Consider the following 21,187-nt stretch of genomic DNA (forward strand, 5'->3'; position numbering starts at 1 on the left):
AATGAGCCTCTGCTGCACATCATCGTAGGAAGGGAATCCCATACTCGACAAATACTTGATGTGAGCTTATTGAGACGCCGGAGATATCAATACCCCCCTGGGTCAACCCTGGGGAAACGCCTGGGGCCCGATCCTTCACCCCGCTGTCATGATGCTGAAACGTCAGCGTCATGAGCGGTCACCGGTCCGGTGGCCGGAGCTACCAGCTACCCGGAGGGACGGGACCATGGCCGAAGCCCGCAGCCGTGCGCGCACCATCGTCGAGGACGCCCTGGTGGAGGATCCGGACAACGGCGTGTACCGCGTCCGCCGGAACATCTTCACCGACGAGGAGATCTTCGAGCTGGAGATGCGGCACATCTTCGAGGGGAACTGGGTCTATCTGGCGCACGACAGCCAGATTCCCGGGGTGGGGGACTACTTCACCACGTACATCGGACGGCAGCCCGTCGTCATCTCCCGTGACAAGCAAGGGGAGTTGCACGCCCTGATCAACGCGTGCAGCCACCGGGGCGCGATGCTGTGCCGGCGGAAGACCGACAACCGGACGACGTTCACCTGCCCGTTCCACGGCTGGACCTTCAGCAACACCGGAAGGCTGCTGAAGGTCAAGGACCCGCGGGACGCCGGATATCCGGAGCAGTTCAACAAGGACGGCTCGCACGACCTCACCCGTGTCGCCCGTTTCGCCGCCTACCGGGGTTTTCTCTTCGGCAGCCTGAACCCGGACGTCAAGCCGCTCGAAGAGCACCTGGGCGAGGCGGCGAAGATCATCGACATGATCGTGGACCAGTCCCCGGACGGGCTGGAGGTGCTGCGCGGCTCGTCCACGTACACCTACGACGGCAACTGGAAGCTCCAGACCGAGAACGGCGCCGACGGCTACCACGTCTCGGCGACCCACTGGAACTACGCGGCCACCACCGCCCGCCGTACATCGGGTGAGTCCGCCAACGACACCAAGGCCATGGACGCCGGCGGCTGCTCGAAGCAGAAGGGCGGCTTCTACTCCTTCGACCACGGCCATCTGCTGCTGTGGACGAAGTGGCTCGATCCCGCCAACCGGCCGCTGAACGAGAAGCGGGACGAACTGGTCGCGTCCTTCGGCGAGGACCGGGCCGACTGGATGATCGGTGTCTCCCGCAACCTCTGCCTCTATCCGAACGTCTATCTGATGGATCAGTTCAGCTCCCAGATCCGGCACTTCCGGCCCGTCTCCGTGGACCGGACGGAGGTCACGATCTACTGCATCGCCCCCAAGGGGGAATCGCCCGAGGCCCGCGCCGCCCGGATCAGGCAGTACGAGGACTTCTTCAACGCGACCGGGATGGGCCTGTTGAGTCCCTATCCTGCAAAAGCAGTTCGGGAATGAGCTTGCCCCGGAGGAGCAGAGGCGGGGTGAGGTCGGCCTCGAATGGCGGAGTACTCGGCCGACCGGCCAGCGCATCCAGGATCTGAACCATGACTCCGGAGCGGGACCACTCCAGCCATGGATGACGGACGGCTCCGTACTCCTTCGGGATCGCGGACCAGGGGCACCCCGTGCGGGCCTTGTGGAAGATCCCCTCCAGGAACCTCCGCCGCCGGGGCCCGGCGAACTGTGCAACGTCCGCCCACCCCTCGTCGGTAAGGTCCGGGACCGTCCGCCCGTGCTCCCTGAACCAGGAGGTGATGGGGCACGGAGGGCCAGGGACGCCCTTCGGGACCGGCCCCGCGATCGCTCCCTCTATCTGAAGCAAGTCATAGATTTCGCTCTGTCGCGCCACAGGCAGGCGCTCCAGCTGGACCTGGGCGCGGTCGGCCAGTGACCGAAGACTCTCTGCCCGGCTGTTGATCTCGGCGGCCTCGCGCTGCCAGGAGAGCACTTCCTCCCGCTGCTTACTCAGGGCCTCCTCTTCCTCCCCCAGCGGCCTGACCGCCCGCAGGGCCCGATCTTCGGCCTCGGTGCGGTTGAGCCCGCTCCGGAGGGCCTGGCGGACCGTGGTCACCGTAGTGACCGCGATGGCGTCTGCCACCTCGGCAAGCTGTTGATCCAGATCAGCCACCCGGGCCACGTAGTCGATATTCATCGTCTTCTTCGTCTTCAGCCAGTCCTCCGCGATCTGACCCAGGCGGCCCTTGTCGCCGAGGAAGCGACTTACCCGAAGCCAGGCGTTGGCTTCCGTCGCCCTGGCGTCCAGGCGCGGACAGGAGCAGCGTCCCCCGTTCGCCTGAATGTGACTCGGCTGCACCCCCTGACACTGGTAGATCCGCGGGCTGGACGCGTGCGACTTGAAGCCGATGTACCGAAGGCCGCAGGCGCTCACGATGTGGCCGCTGAGCGGGTACTCGTTCCAGCCGGTATGCGGCGCCCGTGCGGGGCGCCTGCCCTCGGCACGCTCGAACTCCTCCGCCTCCTCCTCGGTGAAGATCGGCGGCAAGTCAATCTCGACGGTGTTCCCGTAAAAGGGAGTGCCATCGACGTTCAGGATCGTCAGTCCGTGCCCGGGGTCCCGGAACAGCCGCCGGGCCCGGATGGCCCGGCGCACGCACCGTTCCAGGCCGGGGCCGTCCCACGGTCTACCGTTGCGCTTGCGGTAGCCCGCTGCGGTCGCCAGCCGGGCAGAGTGGGACCAGTTCAGATGCTCCACGAAGAGGCGGCGCCCCATACGGGCCCCGCCGGCCTCGCACTTCGGACAGGGCCCCTCACCCTCGGAGCACTCGTCCACCACGAGCCGCGAGAGGCCCGTCTTGCCCTGATCCGCGATGCGCCAGCCGTACGGCACACGGCCACCGAGATACGTCCCAGCAGGGCCGATCTCGGCCTTCTCCTGAAGGCCGCCCTGAGTGCGCCCCCGGATCAGGATCCGCTCGGCCTCCGCCTCGGATGCGGCCTTGGACATGCGGGACTTGCCCTCGTCCGTCGTGTTGTCGAGATCATCGATCGCCACTGCTGTGGCGATGCCGAGGTCTTCCAGCTCCCAGATCCAGGGCCAGAGGGCCCGGCCGCCGCGGCCTGCGCCGCGGGCCTCGTACACCGTGACCATGTCGAACGGCCGGGGGGTGGACCGGGCATCGCGCATCAGGCGGGTGAGGTCTTCGCGCTGCGCGGCCTCCAGGGAGCCGCTGACTCCCTCGTCGGAGTACGTGCCGACCAGGACGCGGTCCCCCTTGGCCTCTATGTGCCTCTTGATCTTGTTCAGGGTGTAGCTGAGGCCGTAGCCCCTGATCTGCTGTTCGGTGCTCACCCGAACGTAGGCGACCACCCGGAGGTGGCCGTGCGTGCGCAGGGCCGTAGCGATGGCCCGCATGAGCGTCTGACTCACAATCAGTCTCCGTCGGGAATGGGAGTGAAGATGATGTCCATCAGGCGCCGGTAGGCGCCTGGACTGGGCCCGGTCAAGGTCCAGGAGATGTCAATCTCCGGCTCCGGGTCGCCCTTGAAGTGCATCGTCGACCAGACGGTGGGCTCCTCACTGATGAAGCGGTACGGCACGCTCGACGAGCAGGCCGCCGCGATCGTCTTCCTCGCCTCCGACGAGGCGTCCTACATCACCGGCACCGTTCTGCCCGTCGCGGGCGGGGACCTCGGCTGACGCGGCCGGATCCCCGGCGGGAGCCGGCCGGTGCTAGCGTTCTGGAGCATGGACGACCGTCCTGAGCAGCGACGAAGCCTGATCGGGCGGGTCGGCGAGGTCGCCGCGCTGACCCGGGCGCTCGACGCGGCCCGCGCGGGCAGGCCCTCGGTGGTGCTCGTCGAGGGACCGGCGGGCTGCGGCAAGACCGCGCTCGTCGACCATGTGCTCGCGGGCGGCGGGACCACCGTGGTGCGGGCCACGGGCGTGTCCTGGGAGTCGGGGCTCGCGCTCGGCGTGGCCGGCCAGCTTCTGCGGGCCCGCACCACGGATCAGCGGGCCCACCGGACGGACCAGCCCCGCACCACGGACCACGAGCACCCCGCCGGGACGCGGGACCGCGTCCCCTCCGAGGACCGGACGCCCTCCGAGGACCGGACCGCCTCAGCGGACCGGCCCCCCTCCGGTCAGGGACCCCCGCCCCAGCCCCTCCCCGTGTCCGACGGCCCTCCGGCACAGGCCCCCGGAACCGCGTCCTCCGTGCTCGGGGCCGCCGAACAGCTGCACCGGCTGTGGGCCGCGCACCAGCCCCTCGCCGTCGTCGTCGACGACGCCCACTGGGCCGACGCCGACAGCCTGCGCGCGGTCCGCTCCGCCGTACGGCGGATGTCCGGCGAACAGGTCCTCGTCGTGCTGATCGCCCGCGACCCCGCGGACGGCGACGAGGCATACGAGGAGGAGCCCGGTCAGGCGTACGGGGAGGCTCACGGGCACTATCCGGCCGGGACCGCGGCTTTTCTGGACGGGTGCCGTGACGACTCCGTCAGGGTCGGGCCGCTCGGGGCGGAGGGCACCAGGGCGCTGGCGCACGAGGCCGCCGGGATCACCCTGAGCCTGCCCGCCGCACGCCATCTGTGCCGCCACACCCGGGGCAACCCCCTCCACATCACCCAGCTGCTGCGGGAGCTGCCCCGGGAGACCTGGCGGGACTGGCAGCCCGTCCTGCCCGCGCCCGCCCGATACACCGCGGCCGTCCACGCCCGGCTGGCGCGCTGCGGGGACGCGGCCCGGACCCTGGTCGAGGTCTGCTCCGTGCTCGGTGAGGACGCCACCGCGGCCGAGGCCGCCGTACTGGCCGGTCTCAGCGATCCGCTGCCCGCCGCCGACGAGGCGCGGACGGCGGGGCTGCTGACCGCGACCGTCGACCCCGGGCGGGCCCTGCTGTCCTTTCCGCATCCGCTGGTACGGGCCGCCGTGCTCACCGGCATCGGGCTGGCCCGGCGGGCCGAACTGCACCGCCGGGCCGCCCGGATCACCGGGGACGAGGGGCGGCGGCTGGCCCACCGCGTCGCCGCCGCCACCACCGCGGACGGCTCACTCGCCGCCGAACTCGACGCCTACGCGGCCCAGCGGGCGTCGGTGGGGGAGTGGTCGGCCGTCGCGGACACCCTGGTCAAGGCCGGCCGCCTCAGTACGACCGGGGCCGTACGCCGGGACCGGCTGCTGCGGGCCGTGGACGCGATGGTCGGTGCCGGGGACATCCCGCAGGCCACCGCCTTCGCCGCCGAACTGGAGAGTTTTCCGGCCAGTACGCTGCGGGATGTCGTCCTCGGCTATCTGGCCATCATGAGAGGCCGGGCGGCGGAGGCCGAGACCTTTCTCACCGAGGCGTGGGCGCGCTGCGACCACGCGAAACGGCCTGATCTGACGGCGAAGATCTGCCAGCGCCGGGTGCTGCACGCCCTGGGCCGCTGGGACGCCGCCGGCCTGGTGGTCTGGGCCCGCCGGGCCCTGGAGCTGGCGGATCCCGCCGATCCGTCGGCGATCGAGTCGGAGGCCGTCCTCGGGCTGGGGCTGGCCGCCACCGGTCGGTCGGACGAGGCTGTCGCCGCCTACGAGGCCGCCGCCGAACGGATCCCCGGCGGCGCCCAGCCCCAGCGTTTCCAGCTCGGGCGCGGCTGGGTCGACCTCGCGCTCGACGCGCCCGAGGCGGCCCGCAGACGGCTGGAGGGCGCCGTACCGACCGGGTACCGCATGGGATCGACCCGGATCTCGCTGTGGGCGCAGGGCTGGCTGGCCCGCACCCAGTTCGCGCTGGGGGCGTGGCCGGAGGCCCTGGAGACCGTGGAGCGGGCGGCCGGGCGGCTCGCGGACGTCCGGATCGAACTCGTCCGTCCGCTGATCCACTGGACCGGCGCCCAGGTGCACGCCCTGCGCGGGGACTGGGAGGCCGCCGGCCGGCATCTGGCCGAGGCGTCCGCCGGAATGGACCACTACGAGGTGATGCTCGTGCCCTCCTGTCTGGCGCGCGCCCAGGTGGCCGAGGCCCGCGCCGACTACGAGCGGGTCGTGGAGGCCCTGGCGCCGATTCTGCATCTGCCGTCCGGGGAAGCCGTCGACGAGCCGGGGTTCTGGCCCTGGCAGGACGTCTACGCCAACGCCCTGGTGATGACCAACCGCGTCGAGGCGGCCGACGCGTTCCTGCGCCCGTACGAGGAACTCGCCGCCCGGCGCGGCCATCACTCCACCCTGGCCCGGCTGGGCGCCGCCCGGGGCCGGATCACCGGCGCGCACGGCGACATCGAGGGCGCGCGGGGGCAGTTCGAGCAGGCGCTCGCCCGGCTGGAGCAGCTGCCGCTGCCGTACGAGCGGGCCAGTGTGAACTTCGCGTACGGGCAGACCCTGCGCCGCGCGGGCAAGCGGCGGGAGGCCGACACGGTCCTCAAGAACGCCCGCGACGCCTTCGTCACCCTCGGCGCGCGCACCTGTGTCCAGCGCTGCGAACGGGAACTCCAGGCGGGCGGGCTCGGGGCCGCCGAACGCGGGGCGGCGGCCTTCGCGCTGCCCCGGCTGACCCCCCAGGAGCAGTCCGTGGCCCGGCTGGTCGCCGCCGGGGCGAGCAATCAGGCGGTGGCGCTGGAGCTGTTCATCTCGGTCAAGACCGTGCAGTACCACCTGACGCACATCTACGCGAAGCTCGGCATCCGCTCGCGCGGCGAACTGGCCGCGCGCTTCCGGGACGAGGCGGGCCGGGCCTGACGCGTGACCGCCACGGCCTGACGCGTGGCCGCCACGGCCTGGCGCGGGTCCGGGACGGGGACCCCCGGGAGCGCCGGGAGGGATCCGGTCCGGGACGTGGTGGTGGTGGCGTACGGCGGTGGCGGCCCGACGCCGGGGGCCTCGGGAGCGGCGCCTCACGAGCGGCGGGTGCTCGCGCGGACCCTCAGCCGGCTCGGCACCACCGAGGGCCGGTCCACGGTCTCGTTCGCGAGCCGCTTCAGCAGCATGGTGACGGCGGCGCCCGCCTGTTCGGCGGGGCGCAGGTCGATCGCGGTGATCGGGGGGTCGGACTGCTGGGCGAAGCGGTTGTCGATACCGATGGCGAGCATCAGGTCCTCGGGGATGCGTACGCCCCGTTCGCGGCAGGCCCGGGTGGCGCCCTCGCTGTACTGCTCGGCGGAGGCGATCAGCGCGTCCGGCGGCTCGTCGGCGTCCAGCAGGGCGCAGGCGGCGCGGTAGGAGTCGGCTTCGAGCCGGTCGACGGAGACATGGGCGACCATCGGTGCCAGACCGTGCTCGGCGCACCACGACAGATAGGCCTGCTCGCCGTCGATGGTCCAGGCCCAGGAGGACCGGGCCGACAGCAGGGCTATCCGGCGCGCGCCCTCCCGGTGGAGATGGGCGAGCAGATCGCGCATGTTCTGCTCGTTGTCGCCCGAGACGTAGAAGGGCCTTTCGGGGCGGTCCGGGTCGCGCTCGATCGACACGACCGGGATGCCCATGCCCTCCAGCATGTCGATCCGGGGATCGCTCGCCGCCGGGTCGCACAGGACGACGCCGTCCGGGCCGATGAGCCGCCACTCGTCCTCGGTGCTGATCCTCGGCGTCAGCATCAGGGCGTACCCCTCGCCGAACGCGGCGCGCGCCGACCCGGACGCGATCGTCATGTAGTAGTCGAGCCCGATCATGTCGTGCTCGTTGCCGCTGACGTCCCGGTGCGGGAGCACGAGCGCGATGGTGCCCGTACGTCCCTGCCGGAACGCCTGTGCCACCCGGCTCGGCCGGTAGCCGAGGGACGCCGCCGTCTCCCGGATGCGCTCGCGGGTCTCCTGGCGGAGCTTTCCCTTGTTGTTGAGGGCGTCGGACACGGTTGTCACCGAGACCCCGGCGGCGGCGGCGACATCGCGGATCGTCACCCGGCCGCCTGCGGTCTTGGTCACCTTCACCACGGAACCACCAGATTCACTCGTAGCCCTGCTCGGCATCAACACGGATCAACATGAACCAACGCGTCCGGGGCGCTGTGCGTAGGTGCTCGGCGCGTACGCATACCGTACGACGGGGGGTGTGCGTCTGCCGACCGTCCGTACGACCGGCACCGGCCCCGCAACGCTGCACCGGGCGCCCGGCGTTTTCCAGCCCCGCCGACGCTTGAGGCGCCGTGGGTGTTCGAGCCTCGCCGGCGTTTGAGGCGCCGGGTCCGGGGCGGAGCCCCGGGAGTCGCCGCTCGTCGGCGAGCGATTCGCGGACCGGCCGCGGCAACCCGTGACCCCCGGCACCCGGGTACGGCGCGCTGCCGCCGGGGTGCGGTCCGCCCGTGGACTTGGTCCGTCTGCGGGCTGCCGTGGGTGTTCGAGCCTCGCCGGCGTTTGAGGCGCCGGGTCCGGGGTGGAACCCCGGGAGTCGCCGCTCGTCGGCGGGCGGCATGCGGGCCGGGCGTGGGGAACCCGTAGCCCCCGGCACCCGGGTACGGCTGCCGTGGGTGTTCGAGCCTCGCCGGCGTTTGAGGCGCCGGTCCGGGGCGGAGCCCCGGGAGTCGCCGCTCGTCGGCGAGCGATTCGCGGACCGGCCGCGGCAACCCGTGACCCCCGGCACCCGGGGCCAACGCCCCGCCCGCGGATACGGACCGCCCGCACACCCCCGCCCGCACACCCCCCGCGCCAGCGGTCACCGCGCTGTCCAGAGTTCGCCCGCCCGCCCCGCCACCACCCGGCCGCCCCGCACGAGCCGGCGCGGGCCCGGCTCATTGCGCAGGGCGTCGGTGAGCGTGGTCGCCGACAGCACCGTGAAGTCGGCCGGACCGCCCGCGCGCAGCTCGCCGTACGGAACTCCGGCCGCCTTCGCCGCATGGCTCGTGACCAGGCGCCACGCCGTCTCGACACCCCTGTCGTCCTCGTCGCTCAGCGGGAACGCGTGCCAGGCGAGCCGGGCGGTGTCCATCGGGTCGAGATTGCCGAACACCTCCCAGTTGTCCTGGAGGTTGCCCGTACCGGCGGCCACGGTCACCCCGGCGGCCAGCAGCTCGTTCGCCCGTGAGACACCCCGGTACGGATAGGAACCGCCGAGGTTGGACGGGCACACGGTCACCACGATCCCCGCCTCGGCGACCCGGTCGATCACCCGGCGGGCGTCGTCGTCGGGGTAGGTCTCCAGCGCGCCCACGTGGTTCGCGTTGACCAGGCCCTGCATCCCGTGCGCGACCGTGCGCTCGGCCAGGGGCTCCAGCAGACGTTCGGAGGGGTCGGTGAAGTAGTCGACGTTGATGTCGATGCCGACGCCGAACCGTTCGGCCAGTTCGAAGACCTGGTCCAGATGGGTGAGCTGGTCCTCGAACGACCGCTCGTTGTTGGGCCAGCCGCCCACCCGGTGGGCCCCGGCGGCGAGCGCGGCGGCCACCAGGTCGTAGGCGCCCGGGTCCTGGACCAGCCCCTCCTGCGGAAACGCGGTCACCCGCAGCTCCACCAGATGCGCGTGGGCCTCGCGCGCGTCCATCACGCCCTCGAACGAGGTCAGCCCGGTCACCGAGTCGATGTCCGCCTGGCCCGCGACCGTACCGACGCCCTGGGACGCGGCCAGCCGCAGGAACGCGCCCGCGCGCCCGGCCACCTCGTCCCGGGTGAAGGTGGCCTTCAGATCGCGCTGCCGCTGCATCAGCGCGGGCCGCTCGGTCAGCCGGGCGGGCAGCCCCAGCGGGACGATCGAACGGCGGCTGAGCGCCTTGTCGGGGTGGCTGTGCGGCTCCGTGAACGGAGGGGTGATCAGCCCCCCGGCGGCGGCGATCCGCTCCGGGGCGCCGACTCCGCCGGCCGCGCCGGGGCCGAGGGCGGCGATCCGGCCGTCCCGTACGACGACATCGACCGTGGCGCCGTCGAGCGTGGCGCCCTCGACGATCAGGTCGGCGGTGGTGGTGGTCTCAGAAGCCGTCACGGTTGACGTCCTTGTAGAGGAGGTACGACGGGCGGGTGGATCCGGTCGCGTAGAACGACTGCGGGCAGTAGGGGGCCATATAGACGAAGTCGCCGGCCGAGACCTCCACATGGTCGTCGCCGAGGTAGTACACGCCCTCGCCCTCCAGCATGTAGAGGCCGTGCTCCTGGTGGTGGACCTCCACCATCGCGAACCGTGAACCGACGTCGAACCGCATGACGTTCATCGCCATGTCGTAGCGCTCGTCGTCGGGCAGCAGCGGGGCCCAGGTGCCGCCGATGGTCTCGTCGGGGTGGTGGGTGACCTCGTCGGTGTGGCCGACGACCGTCTCCGGGGCCGCGACCCCGGGCACCGGCTCGTAACGGCGCTTGACCCACAGGACCCGGCTCGCGCCGGGGGTCTCGACGCCGAACTCGACCCCCTCGGGGAAGAACGCGTATCCGCCCGGCTCCAGGGTGTGGACGGTGCCGTCCGCCTCGACGTGCGCGCGGCCGTCGAGGACGTAGAGGAAGTTCTCGAAGCCCGTGCCCAGCGGGCGGGTGCTGCGGCCGCCCGCCTCGAACTCCAGCAGATACTCGCCGAAGCAGGCCGGGACCGCGCGCGGGGTCGCGAGCGGCTTGGCGATCACACCCTCCAGATGCGGAAGCGCGTTCTCGACCAGGTTCTCCGGGGTCATCAGGATGTACGCGCCCCGTACGCGACCGCGGTTGGCGCTCACATGGTGGACGGTCGGACTGTGTGTCATGGTCAACTCCTGGGTGTACGGCGTCAGATGAGATACCGGCCGTCGGTGAGAACCGCGCGCCCGTCCACCCGGACGGCGGGGCGCTCGACGACCATGTCGACATGGACCGGGGACTCCCAGTCGGCTCCGGTGTACTCGGGGAAGGGGTGGCCGAAGGCGATGTGGACACCGGGCACGTTCTCGTCGAACAGCAGATTCCCGGTGATCGCGGGCAGCGCCCGGTTGGTGCCGAGGGCCAGTTCGCCCAGGCGCAATCCACCCGGGGACCCGCTGAGCCAGTCGTGCAGCCGTGCGGCGAAGGCGGTGTCGGGATGGCGTACGGAGACCGCGGCTCCGCCCGCGACCTCGATGAGCAGCGGCTCGGCGAGCAGCCCGGAGGCGGCGTTGAAGGGGTAGCCGACCACCGACACCGCGAGGACGCCCTCGGCGGTCAGCGGGGTGCAGAACACCTCGCCCTGCGGCAGCCGCCCGCCCTGCCCGCCGCACTGGTAGAGGCCCGTGAAGGGGGTCCAGGGCCGGTCCGGGCCGCAGCTCAGTTCCAGTTCGGTGCCCGACGCGCTGGTGACCCGCACCGACCGGGAGCCCGCCAGCAGATCGCGTACGCCGAGGGTGAACCGGGCGACCTCCGTGTAGTCCACGGCCATACCGATCCCGAGGCAGACGTCGTCCAGCGCGGGCATATGGGCGTGGCGTGCCCCGTGGCGCTCCAGGTGCTCCCAGAACGTCGGGTCCCAGGCGAGCAGATCACCCGGATCGGCCGCCGCGAACACGGTCACGGTCGGGGCGTACGCGTCCAGGGCGCGCCCGATCGCGGACCGTGCCGCCTCGTAGCCGGCGGCGACATCGGGGACCACGGTTACGGCCGTGGTGGTCAGCGCGCGGGCCTGGCCGGCGATGACATCGGCCAGCGGCCGGGTGGCGCGGTCGGTCAGGACGAGCACCCGGTCCGATCCGGTGACCGAGAGGCACGTGGTGACCAACTCGCGGGCGCCGCGCGCGATCTCGGCCGCCGAGGGGTTCAGATCCGGCATGCCGCCTCCCCGGACGGCTGCCGGGCGGGCCCGGACAGCGGGAGGTAACGGCCCGAGCCCCCGGACGCGGTGACGGCGCCGTCGAGCGCCACCGTACGGCCGCGGACGACCGTACGGACGACCCGCACGGTGCTGGTGCGGCCGTCGTACGGCGACCAGCGCTCCTCGGCGTGCTGCTGCCGCTCGGCGCTGACCACCCAGGGGGAGTCCAGGTCGAGCAGGGCGAAGTCGGCGTCCATACCGGGCCGCAGGGCGCCCTTCGAGCCGTCAGCGCCGCAGATCCGCGCGGGGCCCTCCGTCATCAGGGCGACGATGTCCGCCAGGGGCATCCCGCGCCGCAGCGCCTCGCTGACGACCAGGGGTACGTACTCCTGGACGCTCTGGATGCCGAACGGGCAGCGGAAGACGTCGTCGGACCCGGCGAGCTTGTCGGCCCGGCCGTAGGGGCAGTGGTCGGAGACGACCGCCTGGACGTGACCGGCCCGTACCCGGTCCCACAGCCGCTCCACATGGCGTTCGTCCCGCAGCGGGGGAGCGCACACCGCGAAGCCGCCCAGTGCGGGCAGTTCGGCGGCGTTCAGCAGCAGATGGTGGGCGGTGACCTCGCAGGTGGCGTCCAATCCGGCCGCACGCGCCTGAGTGACCAGGTCGACCGCCTCGGGCGTGGACAGATGGACCAGGTGTACGGCGCAGCCGGTCCTGGTGGCCAGCCGCAGCACCTTCCGTACCGCGTCGATCTCGGTCGACGGCGGACGCGCCTCCAGCAGGGCCGCGACATCGGTGCGTCTGCGTGCGCGGAGCGCGGCCTCGCCCGCGGTGAGCGCGTCCCGGTCCTCCGCGTGGACGAGGACCCGGGCCCCGAGGCGTGCCGCGGTCGTCATCCCGGTCAGCAGATCGGCCTCGGTCGCGGGCGGGAAGTCCATGTCGTTCTCGGGGAGGAACGCCTTGAAGCCGGGTGCGCCCAGGGCGTGCTGGCCCTCCATCTCGTCCAGCGAGGGCCGGGTCAGCGCGCCCCAGAGGCCGAAGTCGACCACCGCGCCCGCCGCTGCCGACCGCCGCTTGTCGCGGTAGCGGGCGGCGGTGGTGGTCGGCGGGTCGGAGAAGGGGTGCTCGACGACGAAGGTGACGCCACCGGCGGCGGCGGAACGGGTGCCGGTGCGGAAGTCGGTCTCCAGGCTGATGCCAGGGACGTCGAAGTGCACATGCAGATCGATCACCCCGGGGACCAGATGCAGTCCCCGGGCGTCGATGGTCTCCCCGGCGGTGACCCGGGTGCCCGGGGGGACGACCGCCCGGATCCGGCCGCCGTCGACCAGCAGCGTGCCCGGTCGCGGGCCCTCCGGGGTCAGGACGGTGGCCCCGGTGACGGCGAGATCGGCGGGTCCGGTGGGGCGGGCACGGCCGCTGAGCCGTTCGACGGGCTCCGCGGGGGAGCCCCCGGCGCCCTCGGCGGGGGGACGCCCCGCGGTTGTGTACGCGCCCGGGAGGTGCGGGTCCCCGGTGCGCGCACCGGACTCGCGCGGGTCCGGGGCGGTGGGGTCCGTGCTGCGAGGGGCGGTGATGTGCGTGCCGCGAGGGGTGGGGTCGGTGCCGCCGTCGCCCCGGCCGGTGCCGGCGGGGGCGGGGTGCGGACGGGCAGGGGTGGTGAGGCCCGTGCCACCGTCGCCCGGAGTGGGCTCCTCGGGGGCGCCCGGGGCGCCCCGGCCGGGGGTGCCCGGCCGGTACGGGGTCACGGCCGCACCGGTTCCGCCGCCGCGCGTGCGGCGGTGTTCCGGCGGCTCACCACCCGCCCGCGCCTGAGCGTCGTCCGTGTGGAGGGCGCATTGGCCAGGGCCGTCGCCCGGTCCGGCGCCTCGAACAGCACCAGATCCGCGTCCTCGCCCACCTCGATGTCCCCGGGGCGCCCGCCGACCGCGGCCGACGCCTGCCCGCAGACCATCTCCCACGCGGTGTCCACCGCGCCCTCGTCGTGGAACCCCGCGCCGAAGAACGCCATCTGGGCGCGGTCCAGCGGATCCAGGGTGCCGAGCGGGTACCAGCCGTCGTTCATGTTGTCGCTGCCCGCCGCGACCACCGCGCCCGCCGCCATCAGCTCCCGGGGCCGCGACAGCCCGCGCGGCCCGCCGTCCAGCAGATTCAGCGGGACGACCACGATCCGTACGTCCGCCTCGGCGACCTTCGCGACGACCCGTGCCGCGTCCGTGTCCGCGTACACCTCCAGACCACAGCAGTGGCTGGCGAGGACATGGCCCTGGTAGCCGCGCCGGATCGTTTCCTCGGCGACGTACTCCAGCATGGTCTCGGCGGGGTCGATCATGCAGTCGGCGTGGATGTCCACCCCGACGTCGAAGCGTTCCGCCAGGTCGAAGACCTCGCGGACATGGGCCCGCTGCGCCTCGGCGCCGTCCTCGACATTGGGCCAGCCGCCGATCAGATCGGCGCCGGACGCGAGCGCCTCGGCCAGCAGGGCCCGGGACTCGGGGTCGCGGGCCAGCCCCTCCTGCGGAAAGGCCACGATCTCCACGTCCAGCAGATGCGCCACCCGTTCCCGGGCGGCCAGGACCCCGTGGAAGCCCCGCAGTCCGGAGACCGAGTCGACGTCGACGTTGGCCCGCAGCCTGGTGACACCGTTCGCGGACGCCAGCCGCAGGGCGCGGGTCGCCCGCTCGGTCACGTCCTCGACGGTGAATCCCGCCTTGATGAGCCGGGCGCGTTCGAAGGAGTCCCGGGCACCGGCGGGCGCGAGGGCGCGGCTGTAGGCCTTGTCCGGGTGGTAGTGCGGTTCGGTGAAGGACCGGGAGACGAGTCCGCCGCCCGCGTCCAGGACCTCGGGCGCGGGGTCGGGGCCGGCGGCAGTACCGTTCGGGCCGGTCGGCCCGGGGGCCTCGCCGCTCGGTACGACGGCGGCCACCTTCCCGCCGCGTACCCACAGGTCCACGAGCCCGTCGCGGCCGTGGACACGGCCCCGGCGGATCAGCAGGTCGGGGCCGGACGGCCCCTCGCTCGGCCGGGCGTTCGGCATGGCGGTCTCACCACTCCCATTCATTGGCGGGTACGCGGATGTCGGACGGATTGGCGACCACCGCCGTCACGCCCGCCCGCAGGGCGGCGATCTGGAGCGCGAGGTCCATGCTCGGGCCGTTGTGCCCGATCCGGGCCACGTGCTCGGGGGTGTCGGGCAGATGGACGAAGCCGCACCGGGTGGGCAGCCCGCGCAGGGCCGCCAGATGCAGCGCGGTGTACATGACGGCGTTGCAGCCGTGCGTCGAGGCGGAGTTGGAGATCAGCGCGGGCACACCGGCCTCGCGCATCGCGGTGCTCATGGCCTTGATCGGGAGGGTGGCGAGATAGGCGGCGGGACCGTCGGGATAGAGCGGCTCACCGGCCGGGCGCCGCCCGTCCTCGGCGAACTGGAAGTCCTCGACGTTGACCGCCGTACGCTCCACCGTGACGGTGGTCCGGCCCGAGAACACCCCGCAGGAGACGACCGCGGCGGGCGGTTCACCGTCGCCGAGGAGCGGGAGCAGGGCTTCCTCCGGCCGCTCGTTCCAGATGAGGCTGCGCCCGACCACACGGTGGCCGCCGATCTCCTCGCCGTCGAGCGCGAGTGCCACGGCGGAACTGGGGTTGTCGGCGTAGTGCAGCTCGGTCCGGCACGCCAGGGTGCCGAAGGCGCCGTTACCGGTCACCAGAATCCAGGGCTGGGTCATCACACATCTTCCGAAGGATGGAATGCACAGATCGTCAGGCGGAAGGGTGAGCGACCGCCTGGCTCAGCATCATGACGGATGCCAGACGGAAAAGAAACGTTTCTTTTTTAGAAAGAAACGTTTCTTTCAGTGTCTTGACCCTGGGAATCCGCCGGTGTTAACTGCCGCCATCAAGCCCGAGCACGATGGCTTCGCAGCGCGGCCGAGACGTTGGTGGTACCCCGCCGGGATGGTTCCTCCGCTGCCCGCATCTCCCGTTGGTTTCCGCTGAACCCTGCCCTGCGTGACCCCGATCCCCCGCGGAGGTACCTGACTTGAACGCCACCCCCGTCTCCGGCGGCGCCAGACGGCTCGCCGCCGCCCTGGCCGCAGGGACGCTGGCCCTCACCGCCTGCTCCGGCGCGGGCCCCGGCACGAAGGACGCCGGCGGGAAGAAGCCCGCCGTCACCGAGCTGACCCCGAAGGCGTCCGGCCCCCTGGACCGGGTCACCTGGGCGGTCTCCGCCGAGCCCGCGTCGTTCGACTGGATCCAGAACGCCAGCTTCGAGACCGGCCAGATCATGTCCAACGTCTGCGAGGGGCTGCTCCGGCTCGCCCCCGACCTCTCCCTCGAACCCGCGCTCGCCGAGTCCTTCGCCAACCCGACCCCGACGACCTGGGTCTACCGGGTGCGCCCCGGAGTGACGTTCCACGACGGCACCCCGCTGACCGCCGAGGACGTGGCCTTCAGCCTGGGCCGCAACCTCGACACCAAGGCGGGCTCCTTCTGGTCCGGCGCCTACGAAAACGTTTCCTCAGTGAAGGCCACCGGCCCGCTGGAGGTCACCGTCACGCTCGAGAAGCCCGATGTCCTGTTCAACGCCTACATGTCCAGCCCCGCCGGCATTGTCGACAGCAAGGCGACGGTGACCGCCAAGGGGAAGGCGTACGGAACACCCGCCGGCGGGGTCAACTGCGTCGGCCCGTTCTCCCTCGGCACGTGGGAGAAGGGGCAGTCCATGACCCTCACCCGCGACGACGAGTACTTCGACGAGGCCAGACGGGCGAAGGCGAAGGAGGTCGTGTTCCGCTTCGTCCGCGACCCCGCGGCCATGGTCAACGGCCTGCTGTCCGACTCCATCGACGGCAGCTGGTTCCTGCCGCCGTCGGCGCTCGAGCGGCTGTCGTCGAGCGGCAAGGGCACGGTCTACTACGGCAAGTCGACTCAGGGCTTCAACGCCATCGTCATGAACACCGACGGCCCCCTCAAGGACATCCGGGTCCGCCAGGCCCTGTCGATGGCCATCGACCGCGAGGGCATTATCGACGCCGTCATCAGCGGCGCCGGCGAGCCCCAGAAGGCACCGGCCGTCCCCGGCTCGTGGGGCTACGCCCAGAAGACGTACCAGAGCGCCTGGGACGGACTGAAGGTCACCGAGCAGGACATCGAGGCGGCGAAGAAGCTCGTCGCCGAGGCGGGCAAGCCCGCGAAGCCGATCTTCGTCGCCACCACCAGCGCCGAGGCCGAGGTGCCGGTCATCGGCGCGGAGATCCAGTCCGCCGCGAAGAAGATCGGCCTCGACGTCGAGATCAAGGCCGTCCCCGCGGACCAGTACAACGGCGTCTACACCGACGAGAAGGCCCGCGAGGGCATCGACCTCTATCTGACCGGCTGGGGCACGGACTTCGCCGACCCCCTCCAGATGTACCAGTACTTCCAGACGGGCCACTTCTACAACTTCTCCGGGTTCTCCGACCCGGAGTACGACGAACTGGTCGCCAAGGCGGGCCGGACCTCCGACGAGGAGGAGCGGGCGAAGCTCGTCACCGCCGCGCAGAGGATCGTCGTCGACGAACTGGTGTGGATCCCGCTGTACGCGCCGCACAACACGCTCTTCCTCAACAAGCGGCTGACCGGCACCCCCGCCTCCTACATGCAGCTGCACTACCCGTGGGCCGCCGACCTGGGAGCGTCCTCGTGACGGCCGCGGCGACCGGCGCGGGCCCGGTGGAGAAGCCCCCCGGGGCACCCGGACGGGCCGCCCCCGGCGCGGCGGCCGGGATGCTGCTCACTCTCGCCAAACGGCTCCTCGCCCTCGTCCTGCTGATGCTCGCGACCTCGTTCATCGTCTTCTCGGCGATGTATCTGGCGCCCGGATCCCCGGAGTCGTTCCTCGCCCGGGGCAACTCCGTCACCGCCGACACCCTCCAGGCCATCCGCGACCAGTACCGGCTCGACGACCCCTTCTTCGAGCGCTACCTCGCCTGGCTGGGCGGCATCGTCACCGGTGACTTCGGGCAGTCCCTCCAGTTCCGCCAGCCCGTCGGCGATCTGATCGCCTCGCGGCTGACCACCACCGGATTCCTGGTGGCGTACTCCTTCGTCCTCATCCTCGCCTCCGGCATCGTCATCGGCGTGATCGCCGCCGTGAAGCGCGGCAAGGCCGACAGCGCCGCCATCATCGCCACCACGGTCGCGATGGGCACCCCGGCCTTCGTCATGGCGATCGGCCTGACCTCGCTGTTCGCCGTCACCCTCGGCTGGTTCCCCGCCTTCGGCGCGGGAGAGGGCTTCCTCGGCCGGCTCCGGCACCTCACACTCCCGGCCGTGGCGCTCGCGCTCTCCTCGGCGGCGCTCGTGGCCCGCGCCACCCGGTCCTCCATGCTCGCCGAACTCGGCAGGGAGTACGTGGAGACCGCCCGTGTCCGCGGTATCCCGGAGCGCCGCATCATCTGGCGGCACGCCTTCCGCAACGCGCTGGTCCCCGTCGTCACCCTCGCCGGACTGGTGGTCTCCGGGCTGCTGGTGACCACCACCCTCGTCGAGACCGCCTTCGGGCTCAACGGCATGGGCTCGCTGCTGGTGCAGTCCGTCAACTCCAAGGACTTCCCGGTCACCCAGGCGATCGTGCTGATCATCGTGGGCGTGTTCGCGCTCTGCAATCTCCTCGTCGATCTGATCTACCCGCTGGTCGACCCGCGGGTACGCGGAAAGGTGGGTGCCTGATGGCCGTCGTCACCGACACCCCGGACACCACGGCGGACCCCGAGAAGGGTCCCCGCGGCGACAACGGACTGGTACGCCGCCGCTGGCTCGGCCGCATGCTCGGCGGCAGCCGGACGACGACCGTGTCGATCGCGGTCCTCGCCCTCTTCGTCCTGGTCGCGGTGTTCGCCCCCTGGCTCGCCCCGCAGGACCCCAACGCGGTGTCGCTCGCCGACAGCCTCCAGGGCACCTCCGCCGACCATCTCCTCGGCACCGACCAGTCCGGACGCGATGTGCTGTCCCGGCTGATCCACGGCGCCCGCACCTCGCTGCTCGGCCCGCTCGGCGTCGTCACCGGCGCCACCCTCCTCGGGGTGACCATCGGGGTGATCGCCGCCTGGCGCGGCGGCTGGGTCGACACCGTGCTGTCCCGTGTGGTCGAGCTGATCTTCGCCTTCCCCGGAGTGCTGCTGGCGATCCTGCTGGTCGCCGTACTCAGCGCCGGACTCAAGGCGACCGTGCTCGCGCTCGCCATCGCGTACACCCCCTACATGGCCCGGATGACCCGCAGCGCCGCCCTCGGCGAACGCCACCGCCCCTATATCCGCGCCCTGGAGATCCAGGGGTTCTCCGCCGCGAGCATCATCGTGCGGCATCTGCTCCCCAATATCGCGCCCCTCGTCCTGGCACAGGCGTCCCTCTGCTTCGGCTACGCCATGATCGACCTCGCCGGGCTGTCCTTCCTCGGCTTCGGAGTCCAGCCGCCGCAGGCCGACTGGGGAGCCATGATCTCCGAGGGCCAGGTCGCCCTGCTCCAGGGCGCGCCCCTGTCGGCGCTCGCCCCCGGGGTGCTCATCGTGATCGCCGTCGTCGCCTTCAGTCTCATCGGCGAGTCAGTCGCCGACCGCATCAGAAGGGCGGACCGATGACCACCGCACCCCTGAAGGACGCGCCGGCGGACCCCGCCATGCTGGACGTGGAGGACCTCTCCATCGCGGTCCGCGGCGGCGACCGGATCAAGCCGATCCTCGCCTCGGTCTCCCTCAGCTGCGCCCGCGGCGAGATCGTCGGCCTGGTCGGCGAGTCCGGCTCCGGCAAGTCCATGACACTGCGGACGGCCGTCGGGCTCACCCCGGCGAAGGCCGAGGTCGCCGGCCGGGTCCGGGTCCTCGGCCGGGACATGCTCGGCGCCTCCCGGAAGGAGCTGACCGAGGTACGGTCCCGGACCGCGTCCATGATCTTCCAGGACCCCCGGGCACACATCAATGCGTTCCAGCGCGTCGGCACCTTCCTCGCCGAGGGGCTCCGGATCCACCGGGGCCTGTCCAAGGAGGCCGCCGCCCGGCGGGCCGGCGGACTGCTGGAGGAGGTCGGGCTGCCCGATCCGGCCCGCCATCTGCGCCAGTACCCGCACGAGATGTCCGGCGGGATGCTCCAGCGGGTGATGATCGCCGCCGCTCTGGCGAGCGAACCCGATCTGCTGCTCGCCGACGAGCCGACGACCGCGCTCGATGTGACCACCCAGGCCGAGATCATGTCGATCCTGCTGCGGCTCCGCCGTGAACGCGGGCTGTCGATCGTCCTGGTGACCCACGACCTCGACCTCGCCGTATCCGTCTGCGACCGCATCCATGTGATGTACGCGGGCTCCGTCGTCGAGGCCGCCACCGCCGCCGATCTCGCCCGCGCCCCCCGGCATCCGTACACCGCCGCCCTCTTCGCCGCCCGGCCCGCGCCCGGCCGCGCGGAACTGCGGGCGGTGCCGGGCCGGCCGCTGGGGCTGTACGAGGCCGGGGCCGGCTGCGCCTTCGCGCCCAGGTGCCCCCGGGCGGCCGACGTCTGCCGGGAGACGGCACCCGTGGCCGAACACTCCGGCGGGCGCCGGGTGGCCTGCCATCTGGCGACGGGCGACGATCCCGGCCGGCCCGACGGCACCCACGGTTCCGGGGACGGACCTGCCCACAGCACCGGCACCGACGGTTCCGGGGACGGACCCGCCCGCGCCGACGGCCCCTCCGGCGACCGGGCCGACCGCCCCGCCCACGGCCCCGGCACCGGCCCCTCCGGCGACCGGGCCGACCGCTCCGGTGACCGGGCCGACCGCTCCGGCATGTTCACGAAGGGAGAGCGGCCGTGACCGACACCCACCCCGTCACCAGGGTCGAGGCCCTGCGCAAGACGTACGACCACGGCCGGGTCACCGCCGTCGACGACGTCTCCTTCGAGGTGCCCGTCGGCGGATCCCTCGGCATCGTGGGGGAGTCGGGCTCAGGCAAGACCACCACCGCCCGGATGATCGTCGGCCTGGAGGAGCCCGACGCGGGCCGGATCCTCTTCGACGGCCGGGAGATCGGCACCGGCGGCAGCCGCAGGCTCCGGCGGGAGCGCGCCCGTACCGTCCAGCTCGTCTTCCAGGACCCGTACCAGAGTCTGGACCCGCGCCAGAGTGCCGGGGACGCGATCGACGAGATCCTGCGGCTGCACTCCGGGCTGGAGACGTCCGCGTTCGACAAGCGGCGGGCCGAACTCCTCGGACAGGTCGGCCTCGGCACCCGCGAGGCGGCGGCCCTGCCCCGGGAACTCTCCGGCGGACAGCGCCAGCGCGTCGCCATCGCCCGGGCGCTCGCCGCCGACCCCCGGCTGCTGGTCCTCGACGAGGCGGTCGCCGCCCTCGATGTGTCCATCCAGGCGCAGATCCTCAATCTGCTCTCCGAGATCCGGCGGGACACCGGGGTCGCGCTGATCTTCGTCAGCCACGATCTGGAGGTCGTCCGGTGGGTCGCCGACGACGTGGTCGTCATGTTCCGCGGCGCCGTCGTCGAGCGCGGCCCCACGGCCGACGTCCTGAGCCGCCCCGAGCACCCGTACACCCGGCTCCTGCTGTCCAGCGTCCCGCGACTGGGCTGGGACCCCGCCCAGGTGTCGCAGGCCCGACGCGACTTCCTCGCCACCCCGTGACTCACGCCCGCCCCGTG

Annotated in this window: 15 protein-coding genes and 1 pseudogene; 8 read left to right on the forward strand and 8 right to left on the reverse strand. The window is 72.2% G+C overall.

What is annotated here, in order from left to right; genetic code table 11:
- The first annotated feature begins 226 nt into the window (after window positions 1-226).
- Window positions 227-1,372, forward strand: a complete 1,146-nt coding sequence (locus ACIBCM_RS01320; protein ID WP_399238846.1) for a Rieske 2Fe-2S domain-containing protein — start codon at window positions 227-229, stop codon at window positions 1,370-1,372.
- Here the strand turns inward: ACIBCM_RS01320 and ACIBCM_RS01325 are convergent.
- The gene (locus tag ACIBCM_RS01325) at window positions 1,314-3,305 is read right to left on the reverse strand and encodes a recombinase family protein (protein WP_399238848.1); all 1,992 of its coding nucleotides are present in this window, start codon (window positions 3,303-3,305) and stop codon (window positions 1,314-1,316) included. The genes ACIBCM_RS01320 and ACIBCM_RS01325 overlap by 59 nt on opposite strands.
- 126 nt (window positions 3,306-3,431) lie before the next feature.
- Between ACIBCM_RS01325 and ACIBCM_RS01330 the strand changes: the two are divergent.
- A pseudogene (locus ACIBCM_RS01330) lies at window positions 3,432-3,575 on the forward strand (SDR family oxidoreductase); the annotation flags it as partial.
- A gap of 48 nt (window positions 3,576-3,623) precedes the next feature.
- On the forward strand, window positions 3,624-6,593 hold the full coding sequence (locus ACIBCM_RS01335; protein WP_399238850.1) for an AAA family ATPase: 2,970 nt from the start codon (window positions 3,624-3,626) through the stop codon (window positions 6,591-6,593).
- A gap of 155 nt (window positions 6,594-6,748) precedes the next feature.
- Here the strand turns inward: ACIBCM_RS01335 and ACIBCM_RS01340 are convergent, their stop codons facing one another.
- From ACIBCM_RS01340 to ACIBCM_RS01370, 7 genes are all read right to left on the reverse strand, one after another.
- Window positions 6,749-7,774 carry a LacI family DNA-binding transcriptional regulator gene (locus ACIBCM_RS01340; RefSeq protein WP_399238852.1) on the reverse strand — a complete coding sequence of 342 codons (1,026 nt, stop codon included), beginning with the start codon at window positions 7,772-7,774 and terminating at the stop codon, window positions 6,749-6,751.
- Between the two features lie 727 nt (window positions 7,775-8,501).
- Window positions 8,502-9,761, reverse strand: a complete 1,260-nt coding sequence (locus tag ACIBCM_RS01345; RefSeq protein ID WP_399238854.1) for an amidohydrolase family protein — start codon at window positions 9,759-9,761, stop codon at window positions 8,502-8,504.
- Complete coding sequence (gene allE / locus ACIBCM_RS01350; protein ID WP_399238856.1) at window positions 9,748-10,506, reverse strand: (S)-ureidoglycine aminohydrolase; 759 nt, start codon at window positions 10,504-10,506, stop codon at window positions 9,748-9,750. The genes ACIBCM_RS01345 and allE overlap by 14 nt, the downstream gene beginning before the upstream one ends.
- A gap of 23 nt (window positions 10,507-10,529) precedes the next feature.
- Entirely contained in the window at window positions 10,530-11,537 is a 1,008-nt protein-coding gene (locus tag ACIBCM_RS01355; protein ID WP_399238858.1) for an aminopeptidase, read from the reverse strand.
- Entirely contained in the window at window positions 11,525-13,270 is a 1,746-nt protein-coding gene (gene allB / locus ACIBCM_RS01360; RefSeq protein ID WP_399238860.1) for an allantoinase AllB, read from the reverse strand. Before allB ends, ACIBCM_RS01355 begins: the two co-directional genes overlap by 13 nt.
- Window positions 13,267-14,559 (reverse strand): amidohydrolase family protein, encoded by a 1,293-nt coding sequence (locus tag ACIBCM_RS01365; protein WP_399238862.1) that lies wholly within the window; start codon window positions 14,557-14,559, stop codon window positions 13,267-13,269. The genes allB and ACIBCM_RS01365 overlap by 4 nt, the downstream gene beginning before the upstream one ends.
- A gap of 7 nt (window positions 14,560-14,566) precedes the next feature.
- The gene (locus ACIBCM_RS01370) at window positions 14,567-15,247 is read right to left on the reverse strand and encodes a pyroglutamyl-peptidase I (RefSeq protein WP_399238864.1); all 681 of its coding nucleotides are present in this window, start codon (window positions 15,245-15,247) and stop codon (window positions 14,567-14,569) included.
- Between the two features lie 314 nt (window positions 15,248-15,561).
- Between ACIBCM_RS01370 and ACIBCM_RS01375 the strand changes: the two genes are divergently transcribed.
- From ACIBCM_RS01375 to ACIBCM_RS01395, 5 genes are read left to right on the forward strand one after another with little or no spacing between them, the layout of a single operon-like run.
- Window positions 15,562-17,208: an ABC transporter substrate-binding protein gene (locus ACIBCM_RS01375; RefSeq protein ID WP_399238866.1), complete on the forward strand. Its 1,647-nt coding sequence runs from the start codon at window positions 15,562-15,564 to the stop codon at window positions 17,206-17,208.
- On the forward strand, window positions 17,205-18,233 hold the full coding sequence (locus ACIBCM_RS01380) for an ABC transporter permease (protein ID WP_399238868.1): 1,029 nt from the start codon (window positions 17,205-17,207) through the stop codon (window positions 18,231-18,233). Before ACIBCM_RS01375 ends, ACIBCM_RS01380 begins: the two co-directional genes overlap by 4 nt.
- A complete protein-coding gene (locus ACIBCM_RS01385; protein WP_399238870.1) occupies window positions 18,233-19,141 on the forward strand; it encodes an ABC transporter permease in 909 nt (302 codons plus the stop codon). The genes ACIBCM_RS01380 and ACIBCM_RS01385 overlap by 1 nt, the downstream gene beginning before the upstream one ends.
- A complete protein-coding gene (locus tag ACIBCM_RS01390; RefSeq protein ID WP_399238872.1) occupies window positions 19,138-20,349 on the forward strand; it encodes an ABC transporter ATP-binding protein in 1,212 nt (403 codons plus the stop codon). The genes ACIBCM_RS01385 and ACIBCM_RS01390 overlap by 4 nt, the downstream gene beginning before the upstream one ends.
- Window positions 20,346-21,170 (forward strand): ABC transporter ATP-binding protein, encoded by an 825-nt coding sequence (locus tag ACIBCM_RS01395; RefSeq protein ID WP_399238874.1) that lies wholly within the window; start codon window positions 20,346-20,348, stop codon window positions 21,168-21,170. Before ACIBCM_RS01390 ends, ACIBCM_RS01395 begins: the two co-directional genes overlap by 4 nt.
- Window positions 21,171-21,187: the final 17 nt, after the last annotated feature.

Origin of the sequence: Streptomyces sp. NPDC051018, from assembly GCF_044456085.1 — a bacterium.
Classification (GTDB): Bacteria; Actinomycetota; Actinomycetes; order Streptomycetales; family Streptomycetaceae; genus Streptomyces.